Annotated in this window: 24 protein-coding genes; 14 read left to right on the forward strand and 10 right to left on the reverse strand. The window is 58.2% G+C overall.

The features are described from left to right. Window positions 1-58 precede the first annotated feature (58 nt). The 5 genes from DV706_RS21040 to DV706_RS21055 all read left to right on the forward strand — a co-directional run bounded on the left by DV706_RS21040 (window position 59) and on the right by DV706_RS21055 (window position 5,639). Complete coding sequence (locus tag DV706_RS21040) at window positions 59-1,123, forward strand: NAD(P)/FAD-dependent oxidoreductase (protein WP_006066849.1); 1,065 nt, start codon at window positions 59-61, stop codon at window positions 1,121-1,123. 216 nt (window positions 1,124-1,339) lie between these two features. Then, a complete protein-coding gene (locus tag DV706_RS21045; protein WP_006066848.1) occupies window positions 1,340-2,515 on the forward strand; it encodes an MBL fold metallo-hydrolase in 1,176 nt (391 codons plus the stop codon). 27 nt (window positions 2,516-2,542) lie between these two features. Beyond that, a complete protein-coding gene (locus tag DV706_RS21915) occupies window positions 2,543-2,680 on the forward strand; it encodes a DUF7512 family protein (RefSeq protein WP_006066847.1) in 138 nt (45 codons plus the stop codon). Between the two features lie 3 nt (window positions 2,681-2,683). Beyond that, window positions 2,684-3,712 (forward strand): sulfite exporter TauE/SafE family protein, encoded by a 1,029-nt coding sequence (locus DV706_RS21050; protein WP_136351021.1) that lies wholly within the window; start codon window positions 2,684-2,686, stop codon window positions 3,710-3,712. A gap of 76 nt (window positions 3,713-3,788) precedes the next feature. After that, window positions 3,789-5,639, forward strand: a complete 1,851-nt coding sequence (locus DV706_RS21055) for a cation:proton antiporter domain-containing protein (RefSeq protein ID WP_136351022.1) — start codon at window positions 3,789-3,791, stop codon at window positions 5,637-5,639. A 191-nt stretch (window positions 5,640-5,830) separates the two neighbouring features. On the opposite strand, the gene DV706_RS21060 is transcribed toward DV706_RS21055, so the two are convergent. Continuing rightward, window positions 5,831-6,676, reverse strand: a complete 846-nt coding sequence (locus DV706_RS21060) for a universal stress protein (RefSeq protein WP_006068058.1) — start codon at window positions 6,674-6,676, stop codon at window positions 5,831-5,833. 298 nt (window positions 6,677-6,974) lie between these two features. Between DV706_RS21060 and DV706_RS21065 the strand changes: the two genes are divergently transcribed. Then, a complete protein-coding gene (locus DV706_RS21065) occupies window positions 6,975-7,739 on the forward strand; it encodes a helix-turn-helix domain-containing protein (RefSeq protein ID WP_006068059.1) in 765 nt (254 codons plus the stop codon). Window positions 7,740-7,812: 73 nt separating this feature from the next. Here DV706_RS21065 and tsaA read toward each other — a convergent pair whose 3' ends face one another. Then, entirely contained in the window at window positions 7,813-8,247 is a 435-nt protein-coding gene (gene tsaA / locus DV706_RS21070) for a tRNA (N6-threonylcarbamoyladenosine(37)-N6)-methyltransferase TrmO (RefSeq protein ID WP_006068060.1), read from the reverse strand. Window positions 8,248-8,555: 308 nt separating this feature from the next. Between tsaA and DV706_RS21075 the strand changes: the two genes are divergently transcribed. From DV706_RS21075 to DV706_RS21105, 7 genes are all read left to right on the forward strand, one after another. After that, complete coding sequence (locus DV706_RS21075; protein WP_006068061.1) at window positions 8,556-10,031, forward strand: cytochrome ubiquinol oxidase subunit I; 1,476 nt, start codon at window positions 8,556-8,558, stop codon at window positions 10,029-10,031. Beyond that, window positions 10,024-11,019 (forward strand): cytochrome d ubiquinol oxidase subunit II, encoded by a 996-nt coding sequence (locus DV706_RS21080; RefSeq protein WP_006068062.1) that lies wholly within the window; start codon window positions 10,024-10,026, stop codon window positions 11,017-11,019. The genes DV706_RS21075 and DV706_RS21080 overlap by 8 nt, the downstream gene beginning before the upstream one ends. A gap of 979 nt (window positions 11,020-11,998) precedes the next feature. After that, complete coding sequence (locus tag DV706_RS21085) at window positions 11,999-13,516, forward strand: methyl-accepting chemotaxis protein (RefSeq protein WP_006068064.1); 1,518 nt, start codon at window positions 11,999-12,001, stop codon at window positions 13,514-13,516. 151 nt (window positions 13,517-13,667) lie between these two features. Beyond that, entirely contained in the window at window positions 13,668-15,011 is a 1,344-nt protein-coding gene (locus DV706_RS21090; RefSeq protein WP_006068065.1) for an FAD-dependent oxidoreductase, read from the forward strand. Window positions 15,012-15,153: 142 nt separating this feature from the next. Then, window positions 15,154-15,930: a pyrroline-5-carboxylate reductase gene (gene proC / locus DV706_RS21095; RefSeq protein ID WP_049890010.1), complete on the forward strand. Its 777-nt coding sequence runs from the start codon at window positions 15,154-15,156 to the stop codon at window positions 15,928-15,930. Further along, window positions 15,923-16,762: a glutamate 5-kinase gene (gene proB / locus DV706_RS21100; protein WP_006068067.1), complete on the forward strand. Its 840-nt coding sequence runs from the start codon at window positions 15,923-15,925 to the stop codon at window positions 16,760-16,762. The genes proC and proB overlap by 8 nt, the downstream gene beginning before the upstream one ends. Next, window positions 16,755-18,083, forward strand: a complete 1,329-nt coding sequence (locus DV706_RS21105; RefSeq protein ID WP_136351023.1) for a glutamate-5-semialdehyde dehydrogenase — start codon at window positions 16,755-16,757, stop codon at window positions 18,081-18,083. The genes proB and DV706_RS21105 overlap by 8 nt, the downstream gene beginning before the upstream one ends. Before the next feature lie 14 nt (window positions 18,084-18,097). On the opposite strand, the gene DV706_RS21110 is transcribed toward DV706_RS21105, so the two are convergent. From DV706_RS21110 to DV706_RS21125, 4 genes are all read right to left on the reverse strand, one after another. Further along, a complete protein-coding gene (locus tag DV706_RS21110) occupies window positions 18,098-19,342 on the reverse strand; it encodes an MFS transporter (protein WP_240756979.1) in 1,245 nt (414 codons plus the stop codon). A 179-nt stretch (window positions 19,343-19,521) separates the two neighbouring features. Next, a complete protein-coding gene (locus DV706_RS21115) occupies window positions 19,522-19,911 on the reverse strand; it encodes an ArsR/SmtB family transcription factor (protein WP_006068069.1) in 390 nt (129 codons plus the stop codon). Between the two features lie 93 nt (window positions 19,912-20,004). Continuing rightward, complete coding sequence (locus DV706_RS21120; RefSeq protein WP_006068070.1) at window positions 20,005-20,607, reverse strand: HdeD family acid-resistance protein; 603 nt, start codon at window positions 20,605-20,607, stop codon at window positions 20,005-20,007. A 249-nt stretch (window positions 20,608-20,856) separates the two neighbouring features. Beyond that, window positions 20,857-21,333 (reverse strand): Lrp/AsnC family transcriptional regulator, encoded by a 477-nt coding sequence (locus DV706_RS21125; protein WP_049890011.1) that lies wholly within the window; start codon window positions 21,331-21,333, stop codon window positions 20,857-20,859. Window positions 21,334-21,538: 205 nt separating this feature from the next. Between DV706_RS21125 and DV706_RS21130 the strand changes: the two genes are divergently transcribed. Continuing rightward, the gene (locus DV706_RS21130; RefSeq protein ID WP_006068072.1) at window positions 21,539-21,814 is read left to right on the forward strand and encodes a HalOD1 output domain-containing protein; all 276 of its coding nucleotides are present in this window, start codon (window positions 21,539-21,541) and stop codon (window positions 21,812-21,814) included. Window positions 21,815-21,954: 140 nt separating this feature from the next. Here the strand turns inward: DV706_RS21130 and DV706_RS21135 are convergent, their stop codons facing one another. The 4 genes from DV706_RS21135 to DV706_RS21150 all read right to left on the reverse strand — a co-directional run bounded on the left by DV706_RS21135 (window position 21,955) and on the right by DV706_RS21150 (window position 26,449). After that, window positions 21,955-22,515: a TATA-box-binding protein gene (locus DV706_RS21135; RefSeq protein WP_136351024.1), complete on the reverse strand. Its 561-nt coding sequence runs from the start codon at window positions 22,513-22,515 to the stop codon at window positions 21,955-21,957. Window positions 22,516-22,837: 322 nt separating this feature from the next. Next, a complete protein-coding gene (locus DV706_RS21140) occupies window positions 22,838-25,126 on the reverse strand; it encodes a heavy metal translocating P-type ATPase (RefSeq protein WP_049890013.1) in 2,289 nt (762 codons plus the stop codon). 319 nt (window positions 25,127-25,445) lie between these two features. Continuing rightward, window positions 25,446-25,802 (reverse strand): SHOCT domain-containing protein, encoded by a 357-nt coding sequence (locus DV706_RS21145; RefSeq protein ID WP_006068074.1) that lies wholly within the window; start codon window positions 25,800-25,802, stop codon window positions 25,446-25,448. A gap of 167 nt (window positions 25,803-25,969) precedes the next feature. Then, complete coding sequence (locus DV706_RS21150) at window positions 25,970-26,449, reverse strand: hypothetical protein (RefSeq protein WP_006068075.1); 480 nt, start codon at window positions 26,447-26,449, stop codon at window positions 25,970-25,972. Window positions 26,450-26,702: the final 253 nt, after the last annotated feature.

A 26,702-nucleotide genomic window follows, 5' to 3' on the forward strand; every position in this document is an offset into this window, starting at 1 on the left:
TGTGAAACGTACGCTGAAGACACATTTTTATCCGCCGGTCAACAGCCTCTAAGCACGAATGCACACGGAAAACGGGTTTGACTACGACGTTGCGGTCGTCGGCGGTGGGCCAGCCGGCCTGACGAGTGCGCTCTACACCACGCGGCTGGGGCTCGATACGATTGTCATCGATCGTGGCGGCGGTCGCGCAGCGATGATGCGCGAGACGCACAACGTCATCGGAATCGGCGAGGAAATATCCGGAAACGAACTGTTACAGACCGCTCGAGAACAGATTCAGGGCTACGGGGCGGAGTACCAGCGAGGGCTCGTCGAGGACGTTACGCCACTCGGCGACGATGTGGACGACGGCTACCGTGTGTCGACGGGTGAGGAGAGCTACGATGTCTGTCGCGTCGTCCTCGCAATGGGCTTTACTGACAACCGCCCAGAGCCGCCGCTGCCCCCGACTGGCAGGGGATTGCACTACTGTCTCCACTGTGACGCGTACATGTTCGTCGACAACCCAGTCTACGTGATGGGGACCGGCGATGCTGCCGCATACGTCGCGATGATTATGCTGAACTACACCGACGACGTGGATCTCCTCACCCGTGGCGAAGAGCCCGAGTGGAGCGACGACACCGCCACGATGCTCGAGCATCACCCCGTCGACGTCGTCACCGCAGAGATCACCGGGATGAACAAAGGCGAGAACGGCTGGCTCGAGTCGTTCGAGTTCGACGATGGGCAGGTCCGAGCGTACAGTGGCGGCTTCCCGATGTACGGCTCTGACTATCACGACGATATCGTCGACTCGCTCGATCTCGAGCGCACCGACGATGGAGCCGTCGCCGTCGACGAGCACGGCCAGACCTCCGTTGCGGGAGTGTACGCGGTCGGCGATCTCACGCCCGGTCACAACCAGATCCCAGTCGCGATGGGTGAGGGAGCAAACGCGGGGATCGCCATCCACAAAGAGTTGCGGGCGTTTCCGCGATCGCTCGAGGAAATCGAAGCACAGGGAAGCGTTACGGATGCGGACGTTCCGTCGATCTCGTCGACTCTTGCGTCGACGGCTGTCGACCACGAGAGTAACGCCGGCGCCTCTGACGACCGGTCCAAGACTGCTGCTGACGACTGAACGCAGCGACTGGATCCGATCTCTCTCGAGTAGTTTGACCTGTTTTCGACTGTCACTGCTGCCCTCGGTTCGGCGATCGAGAAGCAGATCTCTCCAGCCAGTGGTGGCGGCAACTTATGCAGATTCTTTCCGGCAGACGACCTGTGGTGCTCCGAAGGGAACAATTATTCTGGGTGCTCGAACCCTTAATATTGGACATCTCAAAGGCTCTCTCGTATGGTTGAGACCATTTCGGCAGCGGACCTTCGCGACCGAATCGAAGCGGCAGATTTTGATGTGCTCTTTGACACGCGAGCGCCAGAAGACTTCGAAGACTGGCGGATCGCCGAAGCGAAAAACGTCGAATACTCGGGCTCGGACGACAAACTCATCGGCGAGTTCGATCCGAGCGAGTACGAGACAGACGACGAAGTCGTCGTCACCTGTGCAACTGGCCGCTCCGCTGGAAAGTTCGCTGCGTTTCTCGAGGAGGTCGAAGGGTTCGAGAACGTCGCGCACGTCGAAGGTGGAATGGAAGACTGGAGCTTAGTCTACGACGTCGTCCCGATCGCAACCGAGCGTGAGGACCTCGAACTCCTGCAGCTCCAGCGTCGTGCAAAGGGCTGTCTCGGCTATCTCATCGGTTCGAAACGAACTGGAAAGGCCGCACTCGTCGACGTTACTCGTGCGACGGATGCCTTCGAAAGAGCCGCCGCAGACCGCGGCTACGAGATCGACCGCGTTTTCGATACCCACATCCACGCAGATCACATCTCCGCGGGCCGCGACCTCGCCGAGAAACACGGCGTCCCGTATCACCTCGGCGAACCCGCAAGCACGCGTGATCCACAGTTCGAGTTCGACGGCATCGAGCCCAACGAGACGGTTATGGTCGGCGACATTCCCGTCAAGGCGGTTCATACGCCGGGTCACACGACCGGCATGACCTCCTATCTCGTCGACGGTGAGGCGCTGCTGACCGGTGACACGCTCTTCGTCGAGTCGATCGGCCGAACTGAACTCCAGTTTGCCGGCGACGACGCGAAAGCCGGTGCTCGCGTCCAGTACGAGACGCTCCACCACAAGATCGGAACGCTCCCGGACCACGTCAAGATCCTGCCTGGACACTTCTCGCTGACCAACTGCGGCGAGTACATCGACGTCGAGCCCGGCATGCCGATGTTCTCGACTGTCGGTGAGATCTGGGCGAAAAACGAGATCATTCAGCTCGATGAAGACGAGTTCGTCGAGCACATGTTCAACAACCTTCCATCGAAGCCACCGAACTACGAGAAGGTCATCAAAACGAATCTCGGCGTTTACGAGCCCGAGGACGAAGACGAGCGCAACGAACTCGAGCTCGGACCGAACCGCTGTGCAGCAACTGAAGACAGCGCCGTGGCTGACGACTGATACGAGGATACGCCTATCTATACGACTATGCTCGGAATCGAAGGTGGATTGACCGGCGCGTTCGCTGTCGTCGGTTTCATCCTCGTACAGGCGGTCGCCCTCTACGTCGCCTACGGCGTGCTCGAGTCGATCGCCAAGCGGGTGCGCTCTGAACTGGTGAACTAACTGATGGAGATACTCGGACTCACCTTGCCGCTGCTCGTGTTGTTCGTGAGCTTCGGCTTCATGGTGGGGGTGTTGTTCGGCTTCTTCGGAATGGGCGGCTCATTCCTGATTACGCCAACTCTCCTGATCCTTGGCTATCCCGCTTCCGTTGCGATCGGGAGTGGGCTGGCATTTTATTTCGGCACCTCCGTCATCGCCGTGATCAAACATTACGACGTGGGGCAGGTAGATTATAAACTCGGTGCGATCCTGTTCGTCGTCCTCTCTATTGGGATCGAACTTGGCAGTCGGCTCGTGTTCGGCCTCGAGGCACTGGGGATCGCCGAACTCGTCACAGGAATCGCGTACATCGTCCTGTTGGCAGGTATCGGCCTGCTGTTCCTGCGACGAGCTTACAACCTCGAAGACGACGATGACGACGAGGCTGACGAGGACGCCAGCGACGATATTCCACCGATCGGTCAGAAGATCCAGTCGTACAACGTTCCGCCGATGATCTCACTGACCTCCGGCGGTCGGGCCTCGGTGTGGACGATATCCGGAGCGGGCGGCGGTGTCGGCCTTGTCTCGGGGCTGATCGGCGTCGGTGGCGGCTTCATCCGGATGCCAGCGATACACTACCTGATCGGGACGCCACTGACTGCAGCGGTCGGGACAAGCCTGTTCGCCGGGTTGTTCTCGGGTGCATTCGGGACGTTCACCTACGGGATGTCCGGCAGCGTCGACCTGACGGTCGTCTCTCTGCTGTTGGTCGGCAGCGCCCTTGGTGCGAAGATCGGCTCGGCGGCGACCACGATGGTCGAGGAGAACGACGTCATCGTCTATTTCGGGATGATGATGCTGTTTGCCAGTGCGGGGATCGCACTGAGCGAACTCGCCGACTGGATCGGCATCGGTGGACTCGAGATGCTGAGTGTCCTCCTGTTGGTCGGCTCGTCGTTCTTCGTCGCCTTGATGATCCTGTATCAGGTCGCTCAAACGGTCAGTACGGACGGATCGCACGCGCAAACCGCTCCCGAAGGGGGTGACTGATGTCACCTGGGGAGCGACAGCACAGCGCCGAAAAAACCAGTAATTCCATCAGCACACTGCTGCGTGTTTCGCCGTGATGCTCGTCGCAATCGTCGCTCTCATCCTGGCACTCGGTGTTGCCTCCCGCGTACTCGCGGACCGACTGCGGATCCCGAGTGTCCTCTTCCTGATCTTCGCCGGGATCGCGATCGGTCCCGAACTGCTCGGTCTCGTCTCTCAGGAGACGTTTGGAGACGGGCTCCCGGCAATGGTCGGCGTTAGTGTCGCGATTATCCTCTTCGAGGGCGGCTATCACCTCCGTCTCGACAAACTCCGAGAGAGTCCAACAGCGCTGTTCCGGCTCACCACCGTCGGCGCAGTGATCACCTGGCTCGGGACGGCTGCCGCCGTCGTTTTCTTCCTCGAGACGAGTCTCGAGGTTGGATTACTTGTCGGCGCGTTGCTGATCGCGACCGGCCCAACGGTTATCGGCCCGATCTTGCAGGTCGTCACCGTCCGGGATCACGTCGCTTCCGTCCTCGAGGGTGAGGGTGTGATCAACGACGTGACGGCGGCGGTGTTAGTGGTCGTCGTCTTCGAGGTCCTCATCGCAGGTGACGGCGGTCTCGGCCACCTCGTCGTGAATTTCGTCGGGCGGCTAGTCATCGGACTGGCGTTCGGCGCACTGGTTGCCGGGCTCGTCTGGCTCGCGCTTAGCCGTAGCACCCTCACGCCGAGAACCGGGCCGCTGCACGCGCGATTGATCGTCCTCGCTGGGATCGTCGTCGCCTACAGCGGTGCCGAAATCATCGCCAGCGAGACGGGGATCGCCGCCGCTGCCATGGCGGGATTCGCCCTCGGGAACGTCGATCTCCCACACCACGAGGAGGTGATCGACTTTCTCGATGATCTCTCCGTTGTTGTCCTCTCGTTTGTCTTCGTCGCGCTGGCGGCGCTGATCGACTTCGGAGACATTCTCCAACTCGGCATTGCCGGCATCGCCATCGTCGCCGCGATTACGCTCGTTCTTCGCCCGGCAGTGATCTATCTCTCGACGACCGCCGAGCGCTTTACGCGCAACGAACGGCTCTTTCTCAGCGCTGTTGGCCCGCGGGGAATCATCCCTGCCAGCGTCGCAACGCTGTTTGCCGTCGAACTGCAGGCGCTTGGCCGCACACAGGAGGCTCAGCTGCTGGCTGGCACCGTTTTCTTGATTATCTTCGCGACGGTTGTCCTCCAGGCTGGCCTCGCACGACAGATCGCGAACTACCTCGAAGTTTCACCAATGCGTACACTCATCGTCGGCGGGGGACGGGTCGGCCTCTCCCTCGCAGAACGACTCGAACAGGATGGAGAGAACGTACTGCTTATCGATTCGGACTCAGAGGCGGTTGAAACGGCGCGCAAACGAGGGTTCAGAGCGGTTGAGGGCGACGGCACCGACGCCGACGTCCTCGAGCGCGCCGGTGCGTCGAAGGCGAAAACGGTCATCGCGACCACGCCCGACGACGACGTCAACCTGCTGGTATGCCAGCTTTCGAAGACGACTTTCGGAACGTCGAAGGTCGCCTCGCGGGTCAACCAGCCCGACAATCTCGACGCCTTCGAATCGCTGGGCGTCCGGGCGATCGACCTCTCGATGGCGACGGCGTGGTCGCTCGAGAACGTCTTAGAGCGGCCGTCGCTGTCGGCGTGGATGAACGAACTCGGTCGAACTGGCGACGTCCAAGAGATTGAAGTTACAGCCGGCGACCTCGTCGGAAAGACGATCGCCGAACTCAACGCCGAAATTCCCGACGGCTGCATCGTCGGCTTGCTCACCCACCGGAACGGAACGACCGAGGTCCCGACTGGCAACCACCGGCTCCGAGATGGCGACCGTGTGACGTTCCTCGGCCAAACGGAGGCGGTCGACCGAGCCAGCAAGCGGTTTCACCCACACGACTGATACGGACTGCTGTCGTCAATTCCCGCTGATCACCGGCCCCATCTCTGGTGATCGGTACAGCAGACCGTATGAGACCGCTCGATCCGCTGTTGATCACAGCGACACAACACGGATCTCACCCGCTTTTGAGTGGAGGCAAGGTGTCCGTTCCGTTGTACAGCCCACGAAGCACATGAAAAACAGCGACCGGCTCAGACGATTCGGTTCGGCGGCACGATGAACACGTTTCCGGCTGCGTTTGCAACGATCGATTCGGAGACGCTGCCAAGGAGGAGCCGTCGGAGTCTGCTCTGTCCGCGTGAGCCAACCAGTGTCGTCGTCGGCTCGTGGGCTGTCTCTGCTGCGAGAATTTCGTCAGCTGGACTGCCCTCTCGGATATCGATGGTGACGTCCATCTCCCACTCCTCGAGGCGATCTGCGAGTTCGGCGAGTCGTTGCTCAGGGTCGCCGTCGCCGTCAGGGCCCGGGCTCCCAGGTGTTTGGACGTGAACGAGCGTCGCTTCTTGGGTCGCGTGACGGAGATAGGAGAACGCCTCGAAGGCCCGGTCGGCGTTCCCGGAGAAGTCGGTCGCATACAGCATTCGTTCGAACAGGTGTTTCTCGACGAGTTCCGGCTCGTCGGTGTCGCGCTCGATACGGTTGACGAGCAACGGAACGACCGAGGTTCGTGCGAGATTCCGTGTTGTCGAGCCAATGAGACGGTTCTCGAGCGGGCTCTTCCCGCGAGAGCCGACGATGGACATGTCGGCATCGATCATTTCGGCGATCCCATTGATGCGCCGGTGGGGTGTCCCCCGGACGACGTACGTCTCGACATCGAAGCCGGCGTCCTCGATCGACTGCTGGTAGCGCCGAAGCGCCCGCCGCCGTCGTTTCTCGTGGTCAATTCCAGGTGTTCCGGCATGGACGTTGTCCGGAACGACCGTAACGAGGTGGAGTTCTTCGACACCGATTCGTCCGAGACAGTCGAGGCAAGTCTCAGTCTCGATGGCGGCTTCACTAGCCGCAGATAGGTCTGTTGCATAGACCGCTTTCATACGTATCGCTCCATTCGGACGGCTAATATTGTTGGTGGTTTGGTTGCCGAACGCCCATGACAGCGGCTGAGAGAGCGCCTACTGTCTGTCCACTATGTGTGAGCAATATTTTCTGATAGCGGTATCGTTCATCCCTCACCCCTTCGAAAATCGTCCGGTTCGAGCCCTTTAGGCGTTGTAAGCGACTAGCTTCGAATGGGATGGTCACTACCGCTACGTTCGCCGATGGGTCGGATCGAACGACACCTCCGCTGTCGAACCACGCCCCGACTGCGTTACTGCTCCAACGGATAGTACGATGAGTGTCTCAACAGACCGCCTCCGCGAGTTTACGTTTACACTCGAGTACGAGCCCGGTGAAGACGAGGTTGCGGACCTCTTTCGCGACCATCCGAATCTCAGGGCATCGATGATCGACATCAACACTGGCGACCGGTCGTACGTTCGCCTCGTGCAACTCACTGGCCCACCCGAAGCGACCGATCACCTCCAGACGATGCTCGAGGACCGAGAGTACCTTCCGCGTGCGGTCGGCTCCGACCGGTGTTGTGGTACGAGCACGGCCTATCGCCTCGAGTGTGCGCCGAGACAGCGACTCGTCTATGCGTACGTCGATAGAATCTGTGACTGCCAGTCGATCCACAACATTGCCTCGGCGTATCTCGATCGGGGGACCATCTTCGAGTGCAGACACCACGCTGGTCGAGAGCGGTGGCGTCTGTTGATGCGTTCCGACGAGGCAGTCGGTGAACTCCTCGAGCATATCGAGGCTGCCTGTCGAGATGGCGTCACCGTCGAAGTCGGCCATCTTGGGGAGGCGACAGAGTGGCACGGTGAGGCGTTCGTCGATGCTGATCTGACGGGCTCACAGCGGGAGGCGATCGCGCAAGCGGCTGCCAGAGGCTACTACGAACGTCCCCGCGAAGTCACGATCGGCGAACTCGCGGATGAACTCGACATTCCGGAGTCGACGCTTTCCTACCGGCTTCGAATGGCCGAGTCGCGACTCGTCAAGCGATGTCTGAATCGGTACGCCGAAAACGACGACGCCCTGCACACGTGAGCGATGGAACAGAGACACGCCAGCGGCGTGCCACCGAACTCTGTCCGTTGTACTTTGAGACGTGGGTCACTCCTCAGTTCTCGAGCCATCCGAGCTCGAGGTGTTCGTTGTCGACCGACGGCACGTACGGTTTCACATCGAGGACCGGTGTTCCATCGAGGAGGTCGAGACCCTTGACGGACAGTCGTCTTCCGTCTCGGTCACACAGTTCGACGACGGTCTCTGCGATCGGGTTCGGGCGGTGTGGACTCCGCGTTGCGAACACCCCAACCTCGACATCGTCGGCGTGTGGCGGTCGGGAGGCCAGCTGTGCCACTTCGACTTCGTCAAGATGGGCGACGATGACGATGTGAGAGAACTCCTCGAGTCCGTCGAGGCCGCGTTCGTACTCCATCTCGAGGACGATTTCACCCGTCGTTTCATCGACCTCGTCGTGTGAAACGTCAGCGGGGGAGTCATAGGGCGAGCGAACGTGTCCGATCGGCGTGTAGTTAACATCGACTGTCATAACTGAACGTAGTCAGCAGCTCCAGATAAACATCTGGTTGGTCCCCAATATGATGTCTTCGAAGACGGGAGCGGAAAGAACTGACAATTTGTGGCAGAAACGGCTGCTTTGCTAGCGTCACTCCCCGCCGGTTGAGCCGTCATCGAGCCGCGAGAAGTAACGATTTGTGAAATATAGTTGTAGTCCATACCTCGAATATGAACTCTTTTACCAGTATTAGTTCTGGTTTATGCATCGAAACTTGGCGATGACCGAAGCGCTGCTTACCGTCCCTGAACTCCTATCGGTGACTAGCAGGTGAGCATGATATGCACGCGAGTCGAACGATAGTGGCAACCGATCCGACACTCACAGCAGTGATAACCGAGCTTGGGCCGCTGCTGGCGTTTCTCACGCCGGAGTTAGCCAGCAGGATCCAGTTCGGCTGGACGATCACGATCCATATTATTTTTGCAGCACTCTCCGTCGGACTTGCGCCGTTTCTCGTCTATTTTACCGTCCAGGAGGTCAGAACTGGTGAGAACCGATACGCACGTCTTCGGAAGTTCTGGACGAAAATCTTCGCGGTCGGCTTCATTATGGGTACCGTTACCGGTATTCCGATGGGCTTTATGTTCGGCACGAACTTCGCGGCGTTCTCGACAACCGCCGGTGAGATGATCGGTGGGCCGCTCTCGTTCGAAGCGAAGATGGCGTTTATGCTCGAGGCCGTCTTCCTCGGTGTGTTGCTGTTCGGCCGTGAGCGTGTCTCCGATGGGTTCTACGCGCTCTCGTCGTTTTTCGTCGCGCTCGGCGCGTGGCTCTCTGCGTTCTGGATCCTCGTCGTCAACTCCTGGATGCAGACGCCACGTGGGTACGAGGTCGTGATGGAAGACGGTGTTCCAATCGCACAACTCACCGACCCGATGGCGGCGTTTTTCAACCCCCGATTCCCGTGGATGTACGTCCACATGCAAAACGCCGCGATCATCTCCGTCACGCTCCTCATCGCGGGGATTGCCGCCTACTTCGTCTGGAAAAACCGCGAGAGCAAGGTGTGGCGGACCGCGCTGCAGGTCGCCGTCGTCGTCTTGCTGGTTTCGTCGGCTTTCCAGGCAGTCCACGGCGATATGTACGGCCGACACGTCGCTGAGACACAGCCACACAAGTTCGCCGCCATGGAGGCCCACTACGAGACCGGCCAGGCTGACCTCCACATCATCGCGATCCCGACCGACCTCGAGGCGATCACTGACCCTCGAGCTGATAACCTCTATACAATAAGCATTCCTCAGCTTGGGTCGTTCCTCGCCAGCGGGGGTGATCCGACCGCCGAGGTAACCGGCCTTAACGACTTCGAGTACGAGTCCCCGCCCGTGGCGTGGGTGTTCTGGTCGTTCCGGATCATGGTCGGGCTCGGCTTCTGGTTTATCGGGCTGGGTGCCTGGGGCACGTACCGACTCTGGAAGGGCGGTCTCTACGATGACGAGCGCTACCTGCAGGCGCTGATGCTCTCTTCGCCGCTGGGCTTCGTTGCGCTGATCACTGGCTGGTACGTCGCTGAGATCGGCCGTCAGCCGTGGATCATCCAGGACGTGCTCACGACTGCAGACGGCGTCTCCCCACCGTTGTCCTCGACGGAAGCGACGCTCACGCTGATCGCGTTCGTGATCGGCTATCTGCTGTTGTTCGGCGTCTTCCTGTACGTCCTCAAGCGGATCATCGACGAGGAGGCCGACCGACACACGGTCGGCATCGAGGAAGACGACCGACCCGACACACCGGGGGTGATCGCTGATGACTAACATCCTCTCTGATTCGGCGTACGTCGTCGAATCGCTGCCCGAACTCTGGTTCGGCCTTGTCATGATCAGCCTCGGCGTCTATCTGCTGCTCGATGGCTTCGATTTCGGCCTCGGCATGCTGTTTGTCGAGGCCGACGAGACCGAACGGGAGCGCATGCTCGCTGCCTTCGGCCCGCTGTGGAAGGCCAACGAGGTCTGGCTCGTCCTGTTCGGGACAGTGCTGTTTGCCGGTTTCCCGGCGGTCTACGCCAACATCCTGTCCCGTCACTACCTGCTGGTTTTTGCAATCTTGCTGGCACTCAGTCTCCGTGGACTGGGGTCGAAACTCCGTGAGGAGCGCGACGACGACCAGTGGGTTCGCTTCTGGGACGCCTGTTTCGTCGTCGGCAGCACCACCTCGCCGTTCTTGCTCGGGGTGTTCGTTGCGAGTTGGGTACTCGGTGAACCGTCAGCGCTCGCTGTGGCCCCGATCGTCGTCGGTGTTACCGTTGTCGCGCTTTCTATCGTCCTCGGAGCGACGTTCCTTGGCATCAAGACCAGAGGAGCACTTCGCGAGCGAGTCGTCCGCCGGGGCCAGGCGGCGACTGCGGTCTACGTCGGGCTGTTCGCACTTACAGCGGCCGTGTTGTTCGTTCGCTATCCCGAACTGCAACCGGTGCTACAGTCGATCCCGACTGCGGCGATGGTTCTCGCCACGCTCGTGTTTGCTACGCTCAGTGTCGGTGCCATGTCCAACGGCTACTACCACGGTGCGTTTCTCTCGGCAGCAGGGCTGGCAGCCGTGTTCGTCCTCTTTATCAGCACTCTCCTGTATCCCGCGGTCGATCCCGCAGCAGGGCTCTCGATTACCGACGCAGTTGTCTCCCCGCTTTCGCTCAATCTGACGGCCGTTTTTGCAGCCGTGTTCCTCCCGATTATTGGCTTCTACTTCGTATTTCTGTATACGCTGTTTAGCGGCCCAGCAAGCCCCGAAACCAGCTATCACTGACACAGCTTTCGCTCTCGACTGTTTTTGAACTGTGCTGATCAGTTCTCTGACCCACCTCGTGGTCTCCTTGCTTGCAGTCTGCGCTTGGCTGTTGTGCTCGAGGATGCTCTTGGAGTTTGCCAACCACGAGGCAGGTGGGTCGACGACCTACATGCTGATTGACTGGCAACAGTTCGTATGTCTCTTTGCGACGATTGAACTGTAGACTAACAATTCTCACAACTACTCAGATCAGAAAACAGTTTGAAAAGTAGAGAAACTGATGTAGCAAACAGTGTCTTCTAGCTCTGTAAACATGTCCCATAGCTTGTCCGTGGAGTTGACCCAGCTCACATCTCGCTCGAGCAGAGTATGATCTGAGGTGATCGACACTAGCTGAATGGTGCCGACGATTCGAAACCGGATAGTACCGCTCATAAGCGGCTGCACTCGAGTTTTTGGGCGCTTTTACCGAGAATTAGCCGTTTAGCGCAACTCAAGACAGTGTGCCGAGGTGACGGCGGTGCTTGTTGAAACTCCGTGCCAGCTTCAGACTGGATCTTGACGGTGAACACTCTGGTTTCGGGCTGGAAACAAAAGAGTTGGAACGCAACCAACCAAACAGATAACTGATAAGATAGTAAATATGTAATCTACCAAGGTATATAAATTTTCCTACATTATTCACTCTTGATCTGTACTCCAGAATGCTTAGAAGTCACTCAAATTGATAAATCAACACCATTTCTCTGAGAATATATGATGCTTTACTCTTCTCAGAGTTGAAATAATACTATTTTCCTCTTGCTAATCTGTTCGATCTTCCCAACAAAAATAAGTATGAGTATTGTGATATGTGCTACATACTGATGTTCGAACAAGCGCTTTCGGGGGCACTCGAGGCGGGGGGAAAACGGTGTTCGATGGCAGTGCGGTCGAAGGGAACAACGGTGCACAGATCGTCTACGCGTAGGGCTGTCAATAGTGGTGGAGCATAACGATGGATGTGTCAGTGCTCGTCTCGTTGCTGATCGTCTCGGGTTCGATCGTGATGCTCGGTTCGATTCTGTATACGAGAACGCTGCTTCACCAGCTTACGGAGACCACGTATCGACGACGGTGGCGAGGACTGTTCGCACTGATGGCACTTTTTTTGGTTGGATACGTCGCTGCGATTTGGATCTCAGTTACTGGACACGAGGTGCTTTTCCAGATCCTTACTGGACTCGTGTTCCTGTTCGGTGCGATGTTCGTTTTTCTTGTGGTCAACACTGGGCTACTGACGATCAGCGACCTTCAGGAGAAAAGCGAGTCACTCCAGACGAAGATGGAAGATGCAGAGGCGGCGCGACGTGAGGCTGTTCGCCTGCGCGAAGAAACGGATCAGCTCAACACTCATCTCGAGCAGAAAGCCGACGAGTACGCCGACGTGATGCAAGCGTGTGCAACTGGTGACCTGACTCGCCGTATGAGCCCCGAGAGCGAAAATGATGCAATGTGCCAGATCGCAACCGAATTCAACGAGATGGTCGACAGAATCGAGTCGACTGTCGAGAATCTCAAGCGGTTCTCGGACGACGTTGCCGTCGCCTCCGAGCAAGCGACAGCCAACTCCGAGGAAGTTCGATCGGCGTCAGCGCAAGTCACGGAGTCTATCCAATCGATCTCGACCGGTGCAGAGCGACAACACGAACGACTGCAGTCAGTCGACCACGAGATCGGCGGCCTCTCGAGTACGATCGAGGAGATCGCATCCTCATCGAATCAGGTGGCAGATATTGCAGAACGAACCGCCCAGACCAGCGACGACGGGCACGAAGCTGCCCAGTCGACGATCGACGGAATGAACGAGATCGAAGCTGAATCCGAACAGGCACTCGAGGAAATCGAACTGCTGCAGTCCGAAATCGACCAGATCGACGAGTTAGTCGAGGTTATCACAGCAGTCGCAGAGCAGACGAACATGCTGGCGCTCAATGCGAATATCGAGGTTGCCAGATCGGCTGACGCTGGCGGTGATGGGTTCGGTGCGGTCGCAAACGAGGTCAAAGATCTCGCCGCGGAGACCAAAGACGCGGCCGAGGACATCGAACTGCTTATCGACGAAATCAAAGGCCAGACCGACCGCACGGCCGAACGGGTTCGGGCAACTCGCGAGACAGTCGGCGACCACTGTGAGTCGGTCGAGAACGTCGCAGACTCACTCGAGGAAATCGCAATGTACGCACAGACCACGAACGATGGCGTTCAGGATATCTCCGCGGCGACCCAACAGCAGGCTGCCTCGACTCAGCAGGTCGTCGCGATGGTCGACGAGGCGACTGTGATTTCGGAGACGACCACCACTGAGGCAGAGACCGTTGCTACAGCAGCCGAAGAACAGACGGGCGCGCTCTCTGAAATGTCACAGACTGTTAGCGACCTCGCCCAGCAAGCGTCACTGCTCTCCGAGGAACTCGAGACGTTCACGACCGGTACCAGCGTGGCTGCGACACCGAACGCACCGCACTCGACTTAATTGGTCGTTTAATGGGGGTCAAACGCTGTTCTATCCCATTTTGTCCTCGAGCCGTCGACGCGTCTTTCGACGGTTGTCGAAAACCCGATCGAAAAAATATGAGTTATCTGTTTCGAGTACACTGGTCGAAATAGCTACCCGAAAAATAACAATGTCTGGCAAATATGACCTCGTCATCGTCGGTGGCGGTATCAGTGGTGCATCTCTGTTGTACACGACCGCCAAGTTCACTGATATCGACTCCATCGCGCTGATCGAGAAGGAACCCGAGATCGCGGCGATCAACTCCCACCACACGAACAACTCCCAGACGCTCCACTTCGGAGACATCGAGACCAACTACACCCTCGAAAAAGCCGAAGAGGTCAAAGAGGGTGCAGAACTCCTCGCGGGCTATCTGGAGAACTACGACCCCGACCGAGAAATGCACGCAAAGCGCTCCAAGATGGTTCTTGGAGTCGGCGACGAGGAAGTCGCAGAGCTAGAAGAGCGGTATGAGGACGAAGGCTTCGGCGACCTCTTCCCGAAACTCCGACCGATTGGCCGCGAGGAAATCGGCGAACTCGAACCCAAAGTCGTCGAGGGCCGCGATCCAACCAAGGAGATGCTTGCGTTGCAGACACCTGACGGCTACGTCGTCGACTACGGTGAGACGACGAAATCGTTCGTCAACGAAGCGAGCGAGGAAGCAAACGTCGACGTCTACACCGGCACGGAAGTCAAAGACATCACGCCGACGCTCGACGGCTACACGATTGAGACGACCCACGGCCGGTTCGACTGTGACGCCACCGTCGTCGCTGCTGGCTCACACAGCCTGCAGATCGCAAAGGAGCTTGGCTACGGCCAAGACAAGGTCTTGCTCCCCATCGCCGGGAGCTTCTTCCTCGCTGACGACCTCCTGAACGGGAAGGTCTACACGCTCCAGATGAAGAAACTGCCGTTCGCCGCCGTCCACGGCGACGCAGACGTTCATGACAGCAGTGTCACCCGATTCGGTCCGACCGCGAAGCTCGTCCCGGCGCTCGAGCGCGGCCGCATCTCGACTGTCAAAGACTTCCTCGACGTGTTCGGGCTGAACGCTGCGGCGTTCCTCAGCTACGCCAACATCCTCTCGGACCGTATCCTGCTCCCGTACGTGCTCCGGAACCTCGTCTATGACCTCCCCAACGTCGGACGGAAGCAGTTCCTGCCGAACGTCCAGAAGGTCGTTCCAAGCGTCGAACTCGAGGACATCGAGCGTGCGAAAGGCTACGGCGGCGTTCGACCACAGATCGTCGACACGAAGAACAAGTCCCTCGACATGGGTGAGGCCAAGATCGTCGGCGAAGACATCATCTTCAACATCACGCCGTCGCCAGGTGCGTCGACGTGTCTCAAAAACGCTATGCGGGATACGCATACGCTGATCGACTTCCTCGGCGACGACTACGAGTTCGACGAGTCGGCGTTCCGTGAGGACACGATCGGAAACTTCCCTCGTCTGGACGAGTGAACACGCCCGCGATCTGAGACTGTCGGCAGTCTCGGGTGACTGCCTTTTGAGTTAGCCACGAGTGAACAGTTTCGCGATCGACTCGTGGCCGCGAAGCGAAACCAAAGGTGTATGTCTCTCTTGTCGCCTCAACTGTAATAGGATGACAGATGTTAGCGTCATCGGGTGCGGAAATATGGGGAGTGCCCTCGTGAAGGGGCTCTCGAAGGCAGATGATTACACTCTGACAGCGTGTGATCTGGACCCAGACGCGCTCGACTCGGTAGCTGAGTATTGTTCGACGACGACATCGGACCCCGACGTGGCAGCGGAATCCGATATCGTTATCGTCGCGTTGAAACCTGATATCGTTCAGCACGTCGTTGGCGATCTCGATCTCTCAGCGGACCAGACGCTGGTCACGCTCGCCGCAGGGGTCTCGACGGACACGCTCGAGCCACACACCGATGCGACGGTCGTTCGGGTCATGCCAAACCTCGCGGCTGAGACGGGGAACATGGCGGCAGCTGTGACCCAACACAGTGTCAACGACGACGTCAGAGAAATCCTCGACGCTGTCGGTGAGTTCGTCGAGGTCGACGAACAACAGATGGACATCGCAACGGCCGTCAACGGAAGCGGACCGGCGTTCGTGTTCTATCTCCTGAACGCGATGAAGCAGGCAGGCGTCGAGGGCGGCCTCGAGGACGACGAGGCCAAAACGCTTGCCGCACAGACGTTCAAAGGAGCTGCCGAGACCGTCTTGCAGTCCGACCAGAGCATCGACGACCTGATCGATGCGGTCTGTTCGCCCAAAGGGACGACCATCGAAGGTATGGACGTGCTGTGGGACAGCGACGCTGACGAAGCGGTTGTCGACGCAGTCAGTGCGGCTGAACGCCGATCCAAAGAACTGGCAACGGAGTCGGAAAATGAGTAGCGTAACCGAAATCAACACTGCGGAAGTCGATCAGACGCGACAACTCGCCGCCGACGCCGAGCGCGTAATCGTCAAAGCCGGCACCAACTCCCTCACCGACGAGGAATCGAATCTCGACGACGAGAAACTCGACAAGCTCGTCGATGATCTCGCTGACCTCCTCGAGCGCGGGAAAGAAGTGATTCTCGTCTCCTCGGGCGCGGTCGGCGCGGGCGTGGGGCGAATCGGTTACACCGGTGAGACCGTCGAGGAATCGCAGGCGCTCGCAACGGTCGGCCAGAGCCACCTCATGCGGCGCTACACGGAGAGCTTCGAACGCTACGACCAGAAGGTCGCGCAGCTTTTGCTCACCCAGCACGACCTCGAGAACCCCGAGCGCTTTACGAACGTCCACAACACGATCGAAACCCTCCTCGAGTGGGGCGTCGTCCCAATCATCAACGAAAACGACGCAGTCGCAACTCAGGAGATTCGAATCGGAGACAACGATATGCTCTCCTCGTCAGTCGCTCTTGGCATCGATGTCGATCTACTGGTCACGCTCACCGACGTCGGCGGCGTCTACACTGGGAATCCCAAAGAAGACGCCGACGCAGAACGCATCGAGGCTGTTGGCCGGAACTACGACGAAGTGCAGTCGATCATCGACGAGAGCTCGAGCTCCCAGTTCGGCGGTATCCAGACGAAAGTGCAGGGCGCACGTGAGGTCAGCGAACACGGCGTCCCAGCGATCATCGCCCGATCGACCGAGGAAGACATCCTCGAAAAAATCGCTGCTGCCAAGCCCGTGGGGACACTATTCGTTCCTATAAACGGTGTCACCGATGACTGAGAAATCGACGCAAGCCAAAGTCGACGAGGCACAGACTGCTGCTCTCGAACTCGCAAAGCTCGACGATGACGAGCGCAGTGCGGGCCTGAAAGCGATCGCTGATGCGATCGATGCCCGCCATGAAGAGATTCTTGAGGCCAACGAGAAAGACGTCGAAGAGGCCGAGACACTGCTCGAAGAGGGCAAGTACAGCCAGGCGCTTGTCGACCGTCTCAAGCTCTCGGAATCGAAACTCGAGTCGATCACCGAGATGGTCAGAAGCGTCGCCGAGCAGGATGACCCGCTCGAGAAAACCCTCGCCTCGCGACGCCTCGATGACGACCTCGAACTGTACAAGGTCGCCGTCCCGATCGGCGTCATTGGAACGGTCTTCGAGTCCCGACCCGACGCGCTGGTCCAGATCGCCGCGCTCAGCCTTAAATCCGGCAACGCCGTCATGCTGAAAGGCGGCAGCGAGGCGAGCCACTCGAACCGGGTGCTCTACGAGATCATCGTAGAGGCCACGGCCGACAAGCCCGACGGCTGGGCTCAGCTCATCGAAGCTCGCGAAGACGTCAACGCCATGCTCGAGATGGACGATTCGATCGACCTGCTCATGCCGCGTGGCAGCTCCGAGTTCGTCCGCTACATCCAGGACAACACGAGCATCCCCGTCCTCGGCCACACTGAAGGTGTCTGTCACGTCTACGTCGACACCGACGCTGATCTCGAGATGGCCACCGAGATTGCCTACGACGCGAAGGTTCAGTACCCGGCCGTCTGTAACGCCGTCGAGACGCTGCTGATCCACGAGGACGTCGCCGAAACGTTCCTGCCCGAAATCGCCGCCCGGTATGAGGACGCAGACGTCGAGTTGCGCGGCGACGAAGCATCCCAGGAACTCGTCGAGATGGAGGCCGCGACCGAAGACGACTGGTCGACTGAGTACGGCGACCTGATCCTCTCGATCAAGATCGTCGACTCGCTCGAGGCAGCTCTCGATCACATCACCGAGTACAGTTCCAAGCACACGGAGTCGATCGTCACCGAGGACGCCGACCGAGCCAGTACGTTCATGCGCAGTCTCGACTCGGCGAGTGTCTTCCACAACGCTTCGACGCGGTTCAGTGACGGATTCCGATTTGGTCTCGGTGCGGAAGTCGGGATCAGCACTGGAAAGATCCACGCCCGCGGTCCGGTTGGCCTCGAGGGGCTGACGACCTACAAGTACCACCTCGAAGGCGATGGACAGATCGTTGGGACGTACGCTGGTGCGGATGCAAAGCCGTTTCTCCACGAGGAGTTCGACGGCGAGTGGACGCCGGGCCGTCTCTCCGAGTAGCCTCGAGAGCTGCGCTACTCTCTTGTCACGAGTGCGATCGCGAACAGTGCCCCACTCACGGCACATCCTGCGAGCACGATGAACACGAGCGACGCAGAGCCGTAGGTAAGTACCGTTCCGACGACCGCTGCGCCGAGCGCCCCGATTCCGAAGATCGCGAGGTACGTGTAGCCGAACGATAGTCCTCGAGATTCCGGCATCGAGTACCTTGCGATCGTCGCCTGCGTAAGCGGCTGCATCGCGAACAGAGCGAAACCGAGTATGAAACTGATCCCAAGCAGCCCCCAGAGTCCTGTTCCCGCTGCGGGAACGAACAGGAGCCCGATGATCGTAAGGCTAGTGAGCATGATGATGAGTCCACGCTCGGGCTCGATCAGGTCTGTGAGTCGGCCTCCGAGATACTGGCCACCGATGCCGACCAGTAGCAACCCGGCGTAGAGATACTGGGCGAGATCGAACTCCTCGGCCAGTGGGCTGTCGGGATCGAAGATGCCTGGCTGGACGTCCCCGATGGCTGCTGTCAGGAAGTCACCGAGTAAATCCGGTAAAAACGTCAGCACACCTCGGTAGTACAGCCCGTTGAACGAGACGATAACGAAGACGAGCAGGAAGCCGATGGTGAACAGCCGTCGTGTTTCACTGATGAACTCGCCAGGTGACGATGGCGGCCGTCGTTCACGCTCGCCGTCGGTCAACTCGACTGCAGCGGTTGGATCGAATGTGATGGTCAAGCCAACGATAGCGGCGATCAAGGCGGGAACTGCAAGGATAATCGAGACGATCCGCCAGTCGAACGCGAGCAACAAGACGGCGGTCAAAAGCGGTCCGCCGGCGATGCCGACGTTGCCGGCCATGCCATGATATGCAAACCCTCGACCACGTTCTTCGACACCGTTGCTGATGAGCGTCAGTCCAGCAGGGTGATACACACTCGCTGTGGCTCCCCAGAGAGACAGTGCAACTGCGACCCCCACGATATTCGGTGCAAGACTCAACGCCAGAAACGAGAGACCCATCCCTGCGAGACAGGCACTGATCAGTACCCGTGAGCCAAATCTATCAACTAACAGTCCACCCGGGAGGGCACCAATGCCGAACAGTCCGTAGCCGAGAGCGACCACGGCACCCAACACTGCTGTCGTTGTCGAAAACTCCAGCAGCCAGATCGTCATCAAAATCGGTATCGACAGCTCGTAGGTGTGCACCATCGCGTGACCGACCATTACGAACCCGGTGATAGATCGATCATTGTCGTTCACGGCATCCGATACTCAGTGACGCCGTGATATGTGTTCTGGTGGCCCCTCGAGGGCAAGTCCAAGACGGTTTCCCGAACTGTTCGGAAATCCCTCTGTACAGTGGTCAACGGAACGACAAGCGAGCAGCGTTCACTCGAGGCGCGAACGGCGTCAGCAGTGATCGAGTAGTCGGAAGTGATTCACCGCGATCCGTCGAGAACAGTAAGCAGTGCGCTTGCCCGACTGGTTGCGCGATACTTCCGCCAGCGGCCGTCTTTCCGTTTCGTGACGAGGTCAGCGTCTGCGAGATTTGAGAGCGCATGACTGACAGCACTATCGCTGACGTCGACGAGGGGTGTGATCTCACAGACGCACAGTTCCTCATCTGCTTCGACCAGCAACCGCACGAGCCGATATCGCGTCTCGTTGCCGAGTGCTGAGAGCGTTTGGACGTCGCTCGACATAATCTCCGGATCAAGCACTGCTTCGAGGTCGTCGAGGGCTTCTAGTCGCGCCTTGAGGTCCTCGCTTTGACACTCGCCGAGTTCGTCCTCGAGATAGCGACGAAGCCGATCTGCTGTTTCGGACACTGCAGTGCAATTGTGCATTCTCTCAAATAAGCGTTCCGCAGCTATCGATGTCGCCGAAACGACAGACACCTGATCTGAATCGGAAGCAGGCGTTCAGGCCTTGGGTGAATCGGATATCGATGCGTCGAACTCTTGTGTGAGGCGCTTCCCGGACCGGGAGACGAGCATCATCGAGACGCCCGTCGTCAGGAGACTGATCCCGACCAGAAGGCCGATTGCCCAGGCCGCACTCGCGGGGAAGCCAGCCCAAAGGAGCCCCGCAAGAACCAGCGAGAGAACGCCACTGACAGCGACGTAGAGACTTCCTTCCTGACCACCCATACGAACACTCGCAACGAGTTCTACAACCCCTTCCACCAACAGATATGCGATCACCAACACGGTAAGCGTCGCAAGACCAACGACTGGATTAATGAGCAGACTGAGCCCCGCGAGGACGGCAACGACCCCAAGTACGAGTTGCCAGATCCGTCCTTTCCAGCCACGGGTAGAAAACAGGGCTGCGCCGTGAACGATTCCGACACCGAGGAGCAAGAACCCGAGGAGAACGGTCAGTGACAGTCCCGTCAGATACGGGAACGCGATCGCAATGATGCCGAAGGCGGCGATAATACCACCGGCGACGGTGAGTGTTCCCCAATTCATCTCGAGGAGGGTGTCGTCGACTGCTTCGTTGTCTGCTGGTGTTGTTGCCATATTATTTCCCAAATCAATTAGGTCTTGCAAGTACATATACAGCTCTTCTCGGATTGTGGTAACTCGGAAAAATTAGTGCATCAGATCGCATGATAAATCCGAAGAAACGAGCGTTTTCGAAATATAACCTATCCGAACAGAACGCGATTAACGCTCACGTCTCACCGTGACCGTGGAAAAGTGTCGCTTCCGAAGCTGGGGCTGACGTCACTCCGACTTATAAGTCAAATCGACAGTCTCCCCTTCAGGCTACTCTTCGTCTTCAGCGAACCCGAACTCGGTCCAGGGGCGAGTATGGTGATTGGTGATGATTTCGGAGGACTCGATACTGAAGCCCATCGAAGCGAGTCCGTTGGTGATTTCGGTCAGGTCCCGGGTATCCGTGGCGATGACCTCGATATGGATGTTGCGCGTGCTGGTGAGCATCTCACGGACATCAACCACCCCGTGACAATCCAGTGCGTCGGCGGCCAGCGTCTCGCGCTCGTCAGCGGGGGCACTGCAGACGAACAGCACGTGCAACGGGTAGTTCGCCAGTTCGTAGTTGATTTTCGGGAAGTACCCCTCGATGATGCCTGTTTCCTCTAACTCCTCGATTCGGTTGCGAACGGTGCTAGCAGAGACGTCGACCCTCTCTGCAATCTCAGCGATGGTGGTGTTCCGGGCGTCCTCCTGCAGCAAGAACAGAATTCCGCGGTCGACGTCGTCGAGTGTGATTTGACTCATGGGTCCGTACAGAGCCGCCATCTGCAAGAATCTTCGTTCGCGTCGCGGAAATCAACAACCGGTAGTGCACTATACGGCAAGGAGGCGAGTTGAAGCTGCTCGTCCGAAAGTTGAACTGCGATTTTTGCAGTTTCAGCACCTATATTTGCGGAATGCGTTCTGTAGGGGGCAATATTTATACATCATCATCGCCCCAAGACGGGCAATGGTTTCACACGTCCCATCGTATCGGGTTGTCGAGGCGGTAGCTCAAAAGGAGGGCGTCTTGCCGACCGAGTTATGCCCACCACTGTTTAGCGTCGTCGACCCCGAGGCACTGGATGCGCTCGTCCAGCCAGCCGCAGACTCGAGCACTGGTCAGGTAGAGATTGAATTTACGTATCTGGACTACGTCGTTCAGGTCCAAAACGACCCCAGAATGGGTATCTCGGTCCAGATTGGAGACGCACCGACAGACACTCCTGAGTCCTCGCCCGAATAGTGAGTCAACCTCGAGGAGTTATAATTTGGTTGAATTTTTGGCTCTGCTGAAAAGACACAGGTCGAAACGGCAACTCACTGGCGATGATCCTCCGAGCGTTCACAGAGCCAGTGAAGCGGTTCACCGTAGACGAAGCTGCGTTACTCGAGCAGACCGAGTTCCTCGAGTCGTTTGACGATTACGTCGACGGCCTGTCTGGCGTCTTCGACCTGTTTTCCGCCAGTGACGACCAGTTTTCCGGAGCCAAAGAGCAGAGCGACGACCTCCGGTTCGTCAAGTCGGTACACCAGTCCGGGGAACTGCTCTGGTTCGTACTCGATGTTCTCGAGGCCGAGTCCGATGGCGATTGCGTTCAGGTTGAGGTTGCGCCCGAGGTCGGCACTGCTGACGATGTTCTGGACGACAATCTCGGGATCATCTTCGACCTGAATCTGGAGGTCACGGAGCTCGTCGAAGACGATCTGCAGACTCTCATGAACGTCATCGGTGCTTTTCGCGCCGGTGCAGACGATCTTCCCCGACCGGAAGATCAGCGCGGCGGATTTGGGATTCTGGGTTCGGTAAACGAGACCAGGAAACTGCTCAGGGTCGTAATCGGCCCCTTCTAGGTCCATTGCGACACTCTGCAGATCGAGTTCCTGTCCGATACCGGTCGACGCTACGACGTTTTCAATGTTGATGGATTCCTTCGGGTCCGTCATCAGTCGCTCAAAAAGACGCAAGTATACTTTATAAAGCCCCGTACTACTATCGTGATCATGTCTCGATCTGCGCCACTGTATGGCGCATCGGCACTGACGAGAGTATCAAGTAGTGGTCGCAAGGTGTGATCTCCTCCGCAGCCTAAACCCGCTGCTTCGCAGAGTAGCCATCACTTGACCTTCTCCACGCCCTGAAGGACGTGGAATCATGCGGAGTTTCCTGAGGAGTGTTCGCTCGTGAAACTAGTGCTCACAGTCTGTTTCTGGTGTTTGATGGATTGTGGGTTGAACGGTATCGAAACGAAAGGAGAGGTGAGGTCGGCTACAGCTCGAGGTTCCCGAGACGAGCGGAGTTCGTGATGACTGACAGGCTCGAGGTGAACATCGCGATCACTGCGATCACCGGGTGGAGCAGGCCGAAGAAGGCAATCGGGAGTGCCAGCGTATTGTAGATGAACGCCCAGAAGAGGTTCTGCTTGATCTTCGAGAAGATCCGCTCGGAGAGAGTAAAGGCATCGACGAGTCCCTCGAGGGAGCCCCGAACGAGGCTGACGTCGCTGGCCTGGATCGCGATGTCGGTGCCGGTGCCGATCGCGACGCCGACGTTGGCCTGTTTCAACGCGGGGGCGTCGTTGATGCCGTCGCCCACCATTGCCACGTTCTTGCCCTCCTCTTGGAGGTCACGGACTTTCTCGATCTTGTCCTGGGGCAGGACGCCGGCCATGACGCGGTCGGGATCGATGTCGACCTCTTCGGCGATCGCGCGGGCGGTCCGCTCGTTGTCGCCGGTGATCATCCACGTCTCGATCCCGCGGTCGTGAAGCGTCTCGATGGGGATGTAGGAGTCGTCTTTGATCGTGTCCGCCGTACTCACGATGCCGACGACCTCGTCCTCGACGCCGACGAGTATCGTCGTTTTCCCCTCACCCTCGAGTTCGTCGAGTCTCGACCCGTAGAACGGCGGGATCTCGATCCCGACTTCCTCGAAGAACGTCACGTTCCCGACGTACACTCGGCTACCGTTGATGGTTGCCTCGACGCCTTTCCCGGGAACGCTATCGAACTCCTCGAGTTCGGCGAGTTCGATGCTCTCCTCCCCGGCGTACTCGATGATCGCCTGGCCGATCGGGTGTTCGCTCCCACGCTCGGCCGACGCCGCGAGGCGGACGACCTCGCGTTCATCGAGGACATCTCCTGATTCGACGACGCCGCCGTCGCTCTGAACGCCGGCCTCGCCGGCGACCACGTCCGTCACGGAGTGATCTCCTTCCGTGATCGTCCCTGTCTTGTCGAGCACGACGGTGTCGATGTCCTTCATTGTCTGAATCGCCTCGCCGTCCCGGAAGAGGACGCCGTTTTCTGCGGCCTTGCCGGTCCCAGCCATTAGTGCAGTCGGCGTCGCCAGCCCGAGCGCACACGGACAGGCGATGACCAGCACCGCCACCGAGGCGAAGATGGCGAGCGTCAGTGGCTCCAGTGCCAGGTCGACCCACGGCAGGTACGGCGCGCCGATTCCAGCGACGACCGCCATCGCGTCGGGGAACAGATACCACGCCAGAAACGAAAGCGCCGCGATTGTCAGCACGGTTGGGACGAAGACGTTCGTGACGCGGTCGGTGAGCGCCTGTATCGGTACTTTCGTCCCCTGGGCTTCCTCTACGAGATCGACGACCTGCGAGAGGAACGTGTCGTCGCCGATCTTCTCCGCCTCGACTTTGAGCATCCCGGCTCCGTTGACCGTGGAGCCGATGACCTCGTTGCCTTCCGCTTTCGTGACGGGATCGGACTCGCCGGTCACCATCGACTCGTCGACGCTGCTGCGGCCTTCGACGACGACGCCGTCGACGGGAACCTTCTCGCCCGGCCGGACGACCAGCACGTCGCCGACCTCGACCTCCTCGATCGGGACCTCGATCTCCTCGCCATCACGGAGCACTCGAGCGGTCTCGGCTTGCATCGAGAGCAGCCCCTCGATAGCGGCACTCGCCCGGCCTTTTGCCCGATCCTCGAGGTACGAGCCAACGAGGTGAGAGGCCATGATCATCGCGCCGACGCCGGCGTAGTTCTCCATCGGTGTGACGAAGACCATGACACCGGTCGCCCACGCGACGATCGTTCCGAGCGCAATCAGCGAGTCCATGTTGAACGTGCCGTTGCCTAACGCACGCAGCGCCGACGCGATCGTGGTTCGGCCGTAGTAGAACACCACGGGCGTCGCAAAGACGAGCAACAGCACGTCGATCTGGAACCCCGTGAGCGGATCGAGTGGGGTCCACATGAAGACCATCAGGAGGAGGATCGGTGACGTGACGATCCACGCCCGGATCGCCATCTGCCGGCGCGTCTGCAGTTCCTCTTCGCCTTCCATCCCCTTCTCGAGTGACTCCTCGCGGACGCCGTAGCCAGCGGAATCGACAGCCTCGACCAGCGTCTCGGCGTCGACGTCCGGATCGTGATGGACGTCGGCCCGCTCGGTCGCGAAGTTGACCGACGCCTCCTCGACCCCGTCGACATCATCGAGGTGCTCCTCGATCGTCGAGGCACACGTCGCACACGACATTCCCGACAGGGAGAGGTCGGTGTGCTCGAGTTCTGATTGTGGAGATGTCATTGTGGATCCCTCAGTGTAGAATACGGGCTTGTCCTTCAAGCGGTTTCTCGTTAAAAAACCTCGAGCGAAGACGGAGCAAATCTTCGAATCAAAAGGCTATGCTTCGGCTAGCTCGAGTATAGATGCAATCGCTCGTAACGCAGTTCGTGTTTTCGTGTGCTGTATACGTTGACGTCCTCCTGCGCCTAAAGTCGCAGGAATCCCGTGGTATTGCGCCTGTTCAGCGTATAATACTACCAAGCCACTCCAGTTACAGAGGGGGCTACCAATACGCGTTACCGCACCTTCGAAACCCAAATCCTAATACAGAGTGACAATATTATCTCTCCCGTTCCAGACGCTCTCGGCGTTGCTCAAATTCTTCATCGGAAAGGTCGCCACGTGCGTAAGCTGCTCGTAGCTCTTCAACTGCTGGATCTGTCTGTCGTGACTGTGACTGACGAAGGACACTGTAGAGTAAATATCCGATTCCAAGAATCACGAATAACGGAATGACCGACATCATAAACCACATCCACGTAGCTCCGGTTCCATCCCACATCCCGCCGTTCCACATATGTCCCCCACCCCACAGACCCATCAGCGGTATCATGAGTGCCATCAGGAGAAACGACAAGAAAAGAATCGCAGCGACCACGATAAAAAACGTTCGTACCAGTGAATCGTCAGTTGCCATGTCTACAACCACATTGACTCCAGTCTTGAAACTGTGGGGGGCAGGATTGTGGAAATTTACATCCCGAACTCGTGCTCGCTGAACGGATTGTGTGGTTGCGAATACCCGGTATTTGCTGAACGGGATTGTCTTCAGGTTGCTAAACCACGACACGTATGAGAAGGTCGTTACCGGGTATACGTACAATACACCCTGAGACTGACGGACAGTCCTCCAACAACAGCGGGAGTAAGGACTATTCCGACGAGAAAGAAAAACTGAACTCCGCCAACTTCCGCAGGTGAGACAAACCAATTCCTGTCAAGTACAAAGTAGGCAACACCGTTGAGTAGTGCAACGAACGAAAGGCCGACGAGAAGTAGAATGACAACGGTTCCGATGGTTCCGATGAATGGTAGCCACTTATGTTCGTTTCGGTAGGTGTCTATTTGACTTGTCCCGTTCTTCACGATGTATTTGGTGACAGATAACGATATAGCCCCAAGAAAACAAGTGCCTGCCAGTACCAACGGGATTTCGGCAACCGGGTTACTCATCGCCGATTGTTTGACTCCAATCCACAGCACGACGCCGATTGTTCCGATCAGGAGTAACACGGAAGGCGTTCGTTCGACGAATGGAACGTTATTTTCGATATCTTCTCCCATAGAACTATCTTCCGATAAATAATACAGGCATTAGTAATTTAGGTAAGTTAACGTATTCCGTTCAGCAATCTTGGCATCCGCAACTACAGCAGATTTCTTTAATATAGCAATATAGGATTTATTAAAATTGGACTGGTCTTCATCATCACGTTGTGTATCTTGGTTGTCCCAGTTGCGACAACAAAGTATACAGTATTTATTAGTGATTGTCATGAACACGTAGCTGTACGAAAATGGCGATCTTAGAATCACG

Source organism: Natronorubrum bangense, from assembly GCF_004799645.1.
GTDB classification, from domain to species: domain Archaea; phylum Halobacteriota; class Halobacteria; order Halobacteriales; family Natrialbaceae; genus Natronorubrum; species Natronorubrum bangense.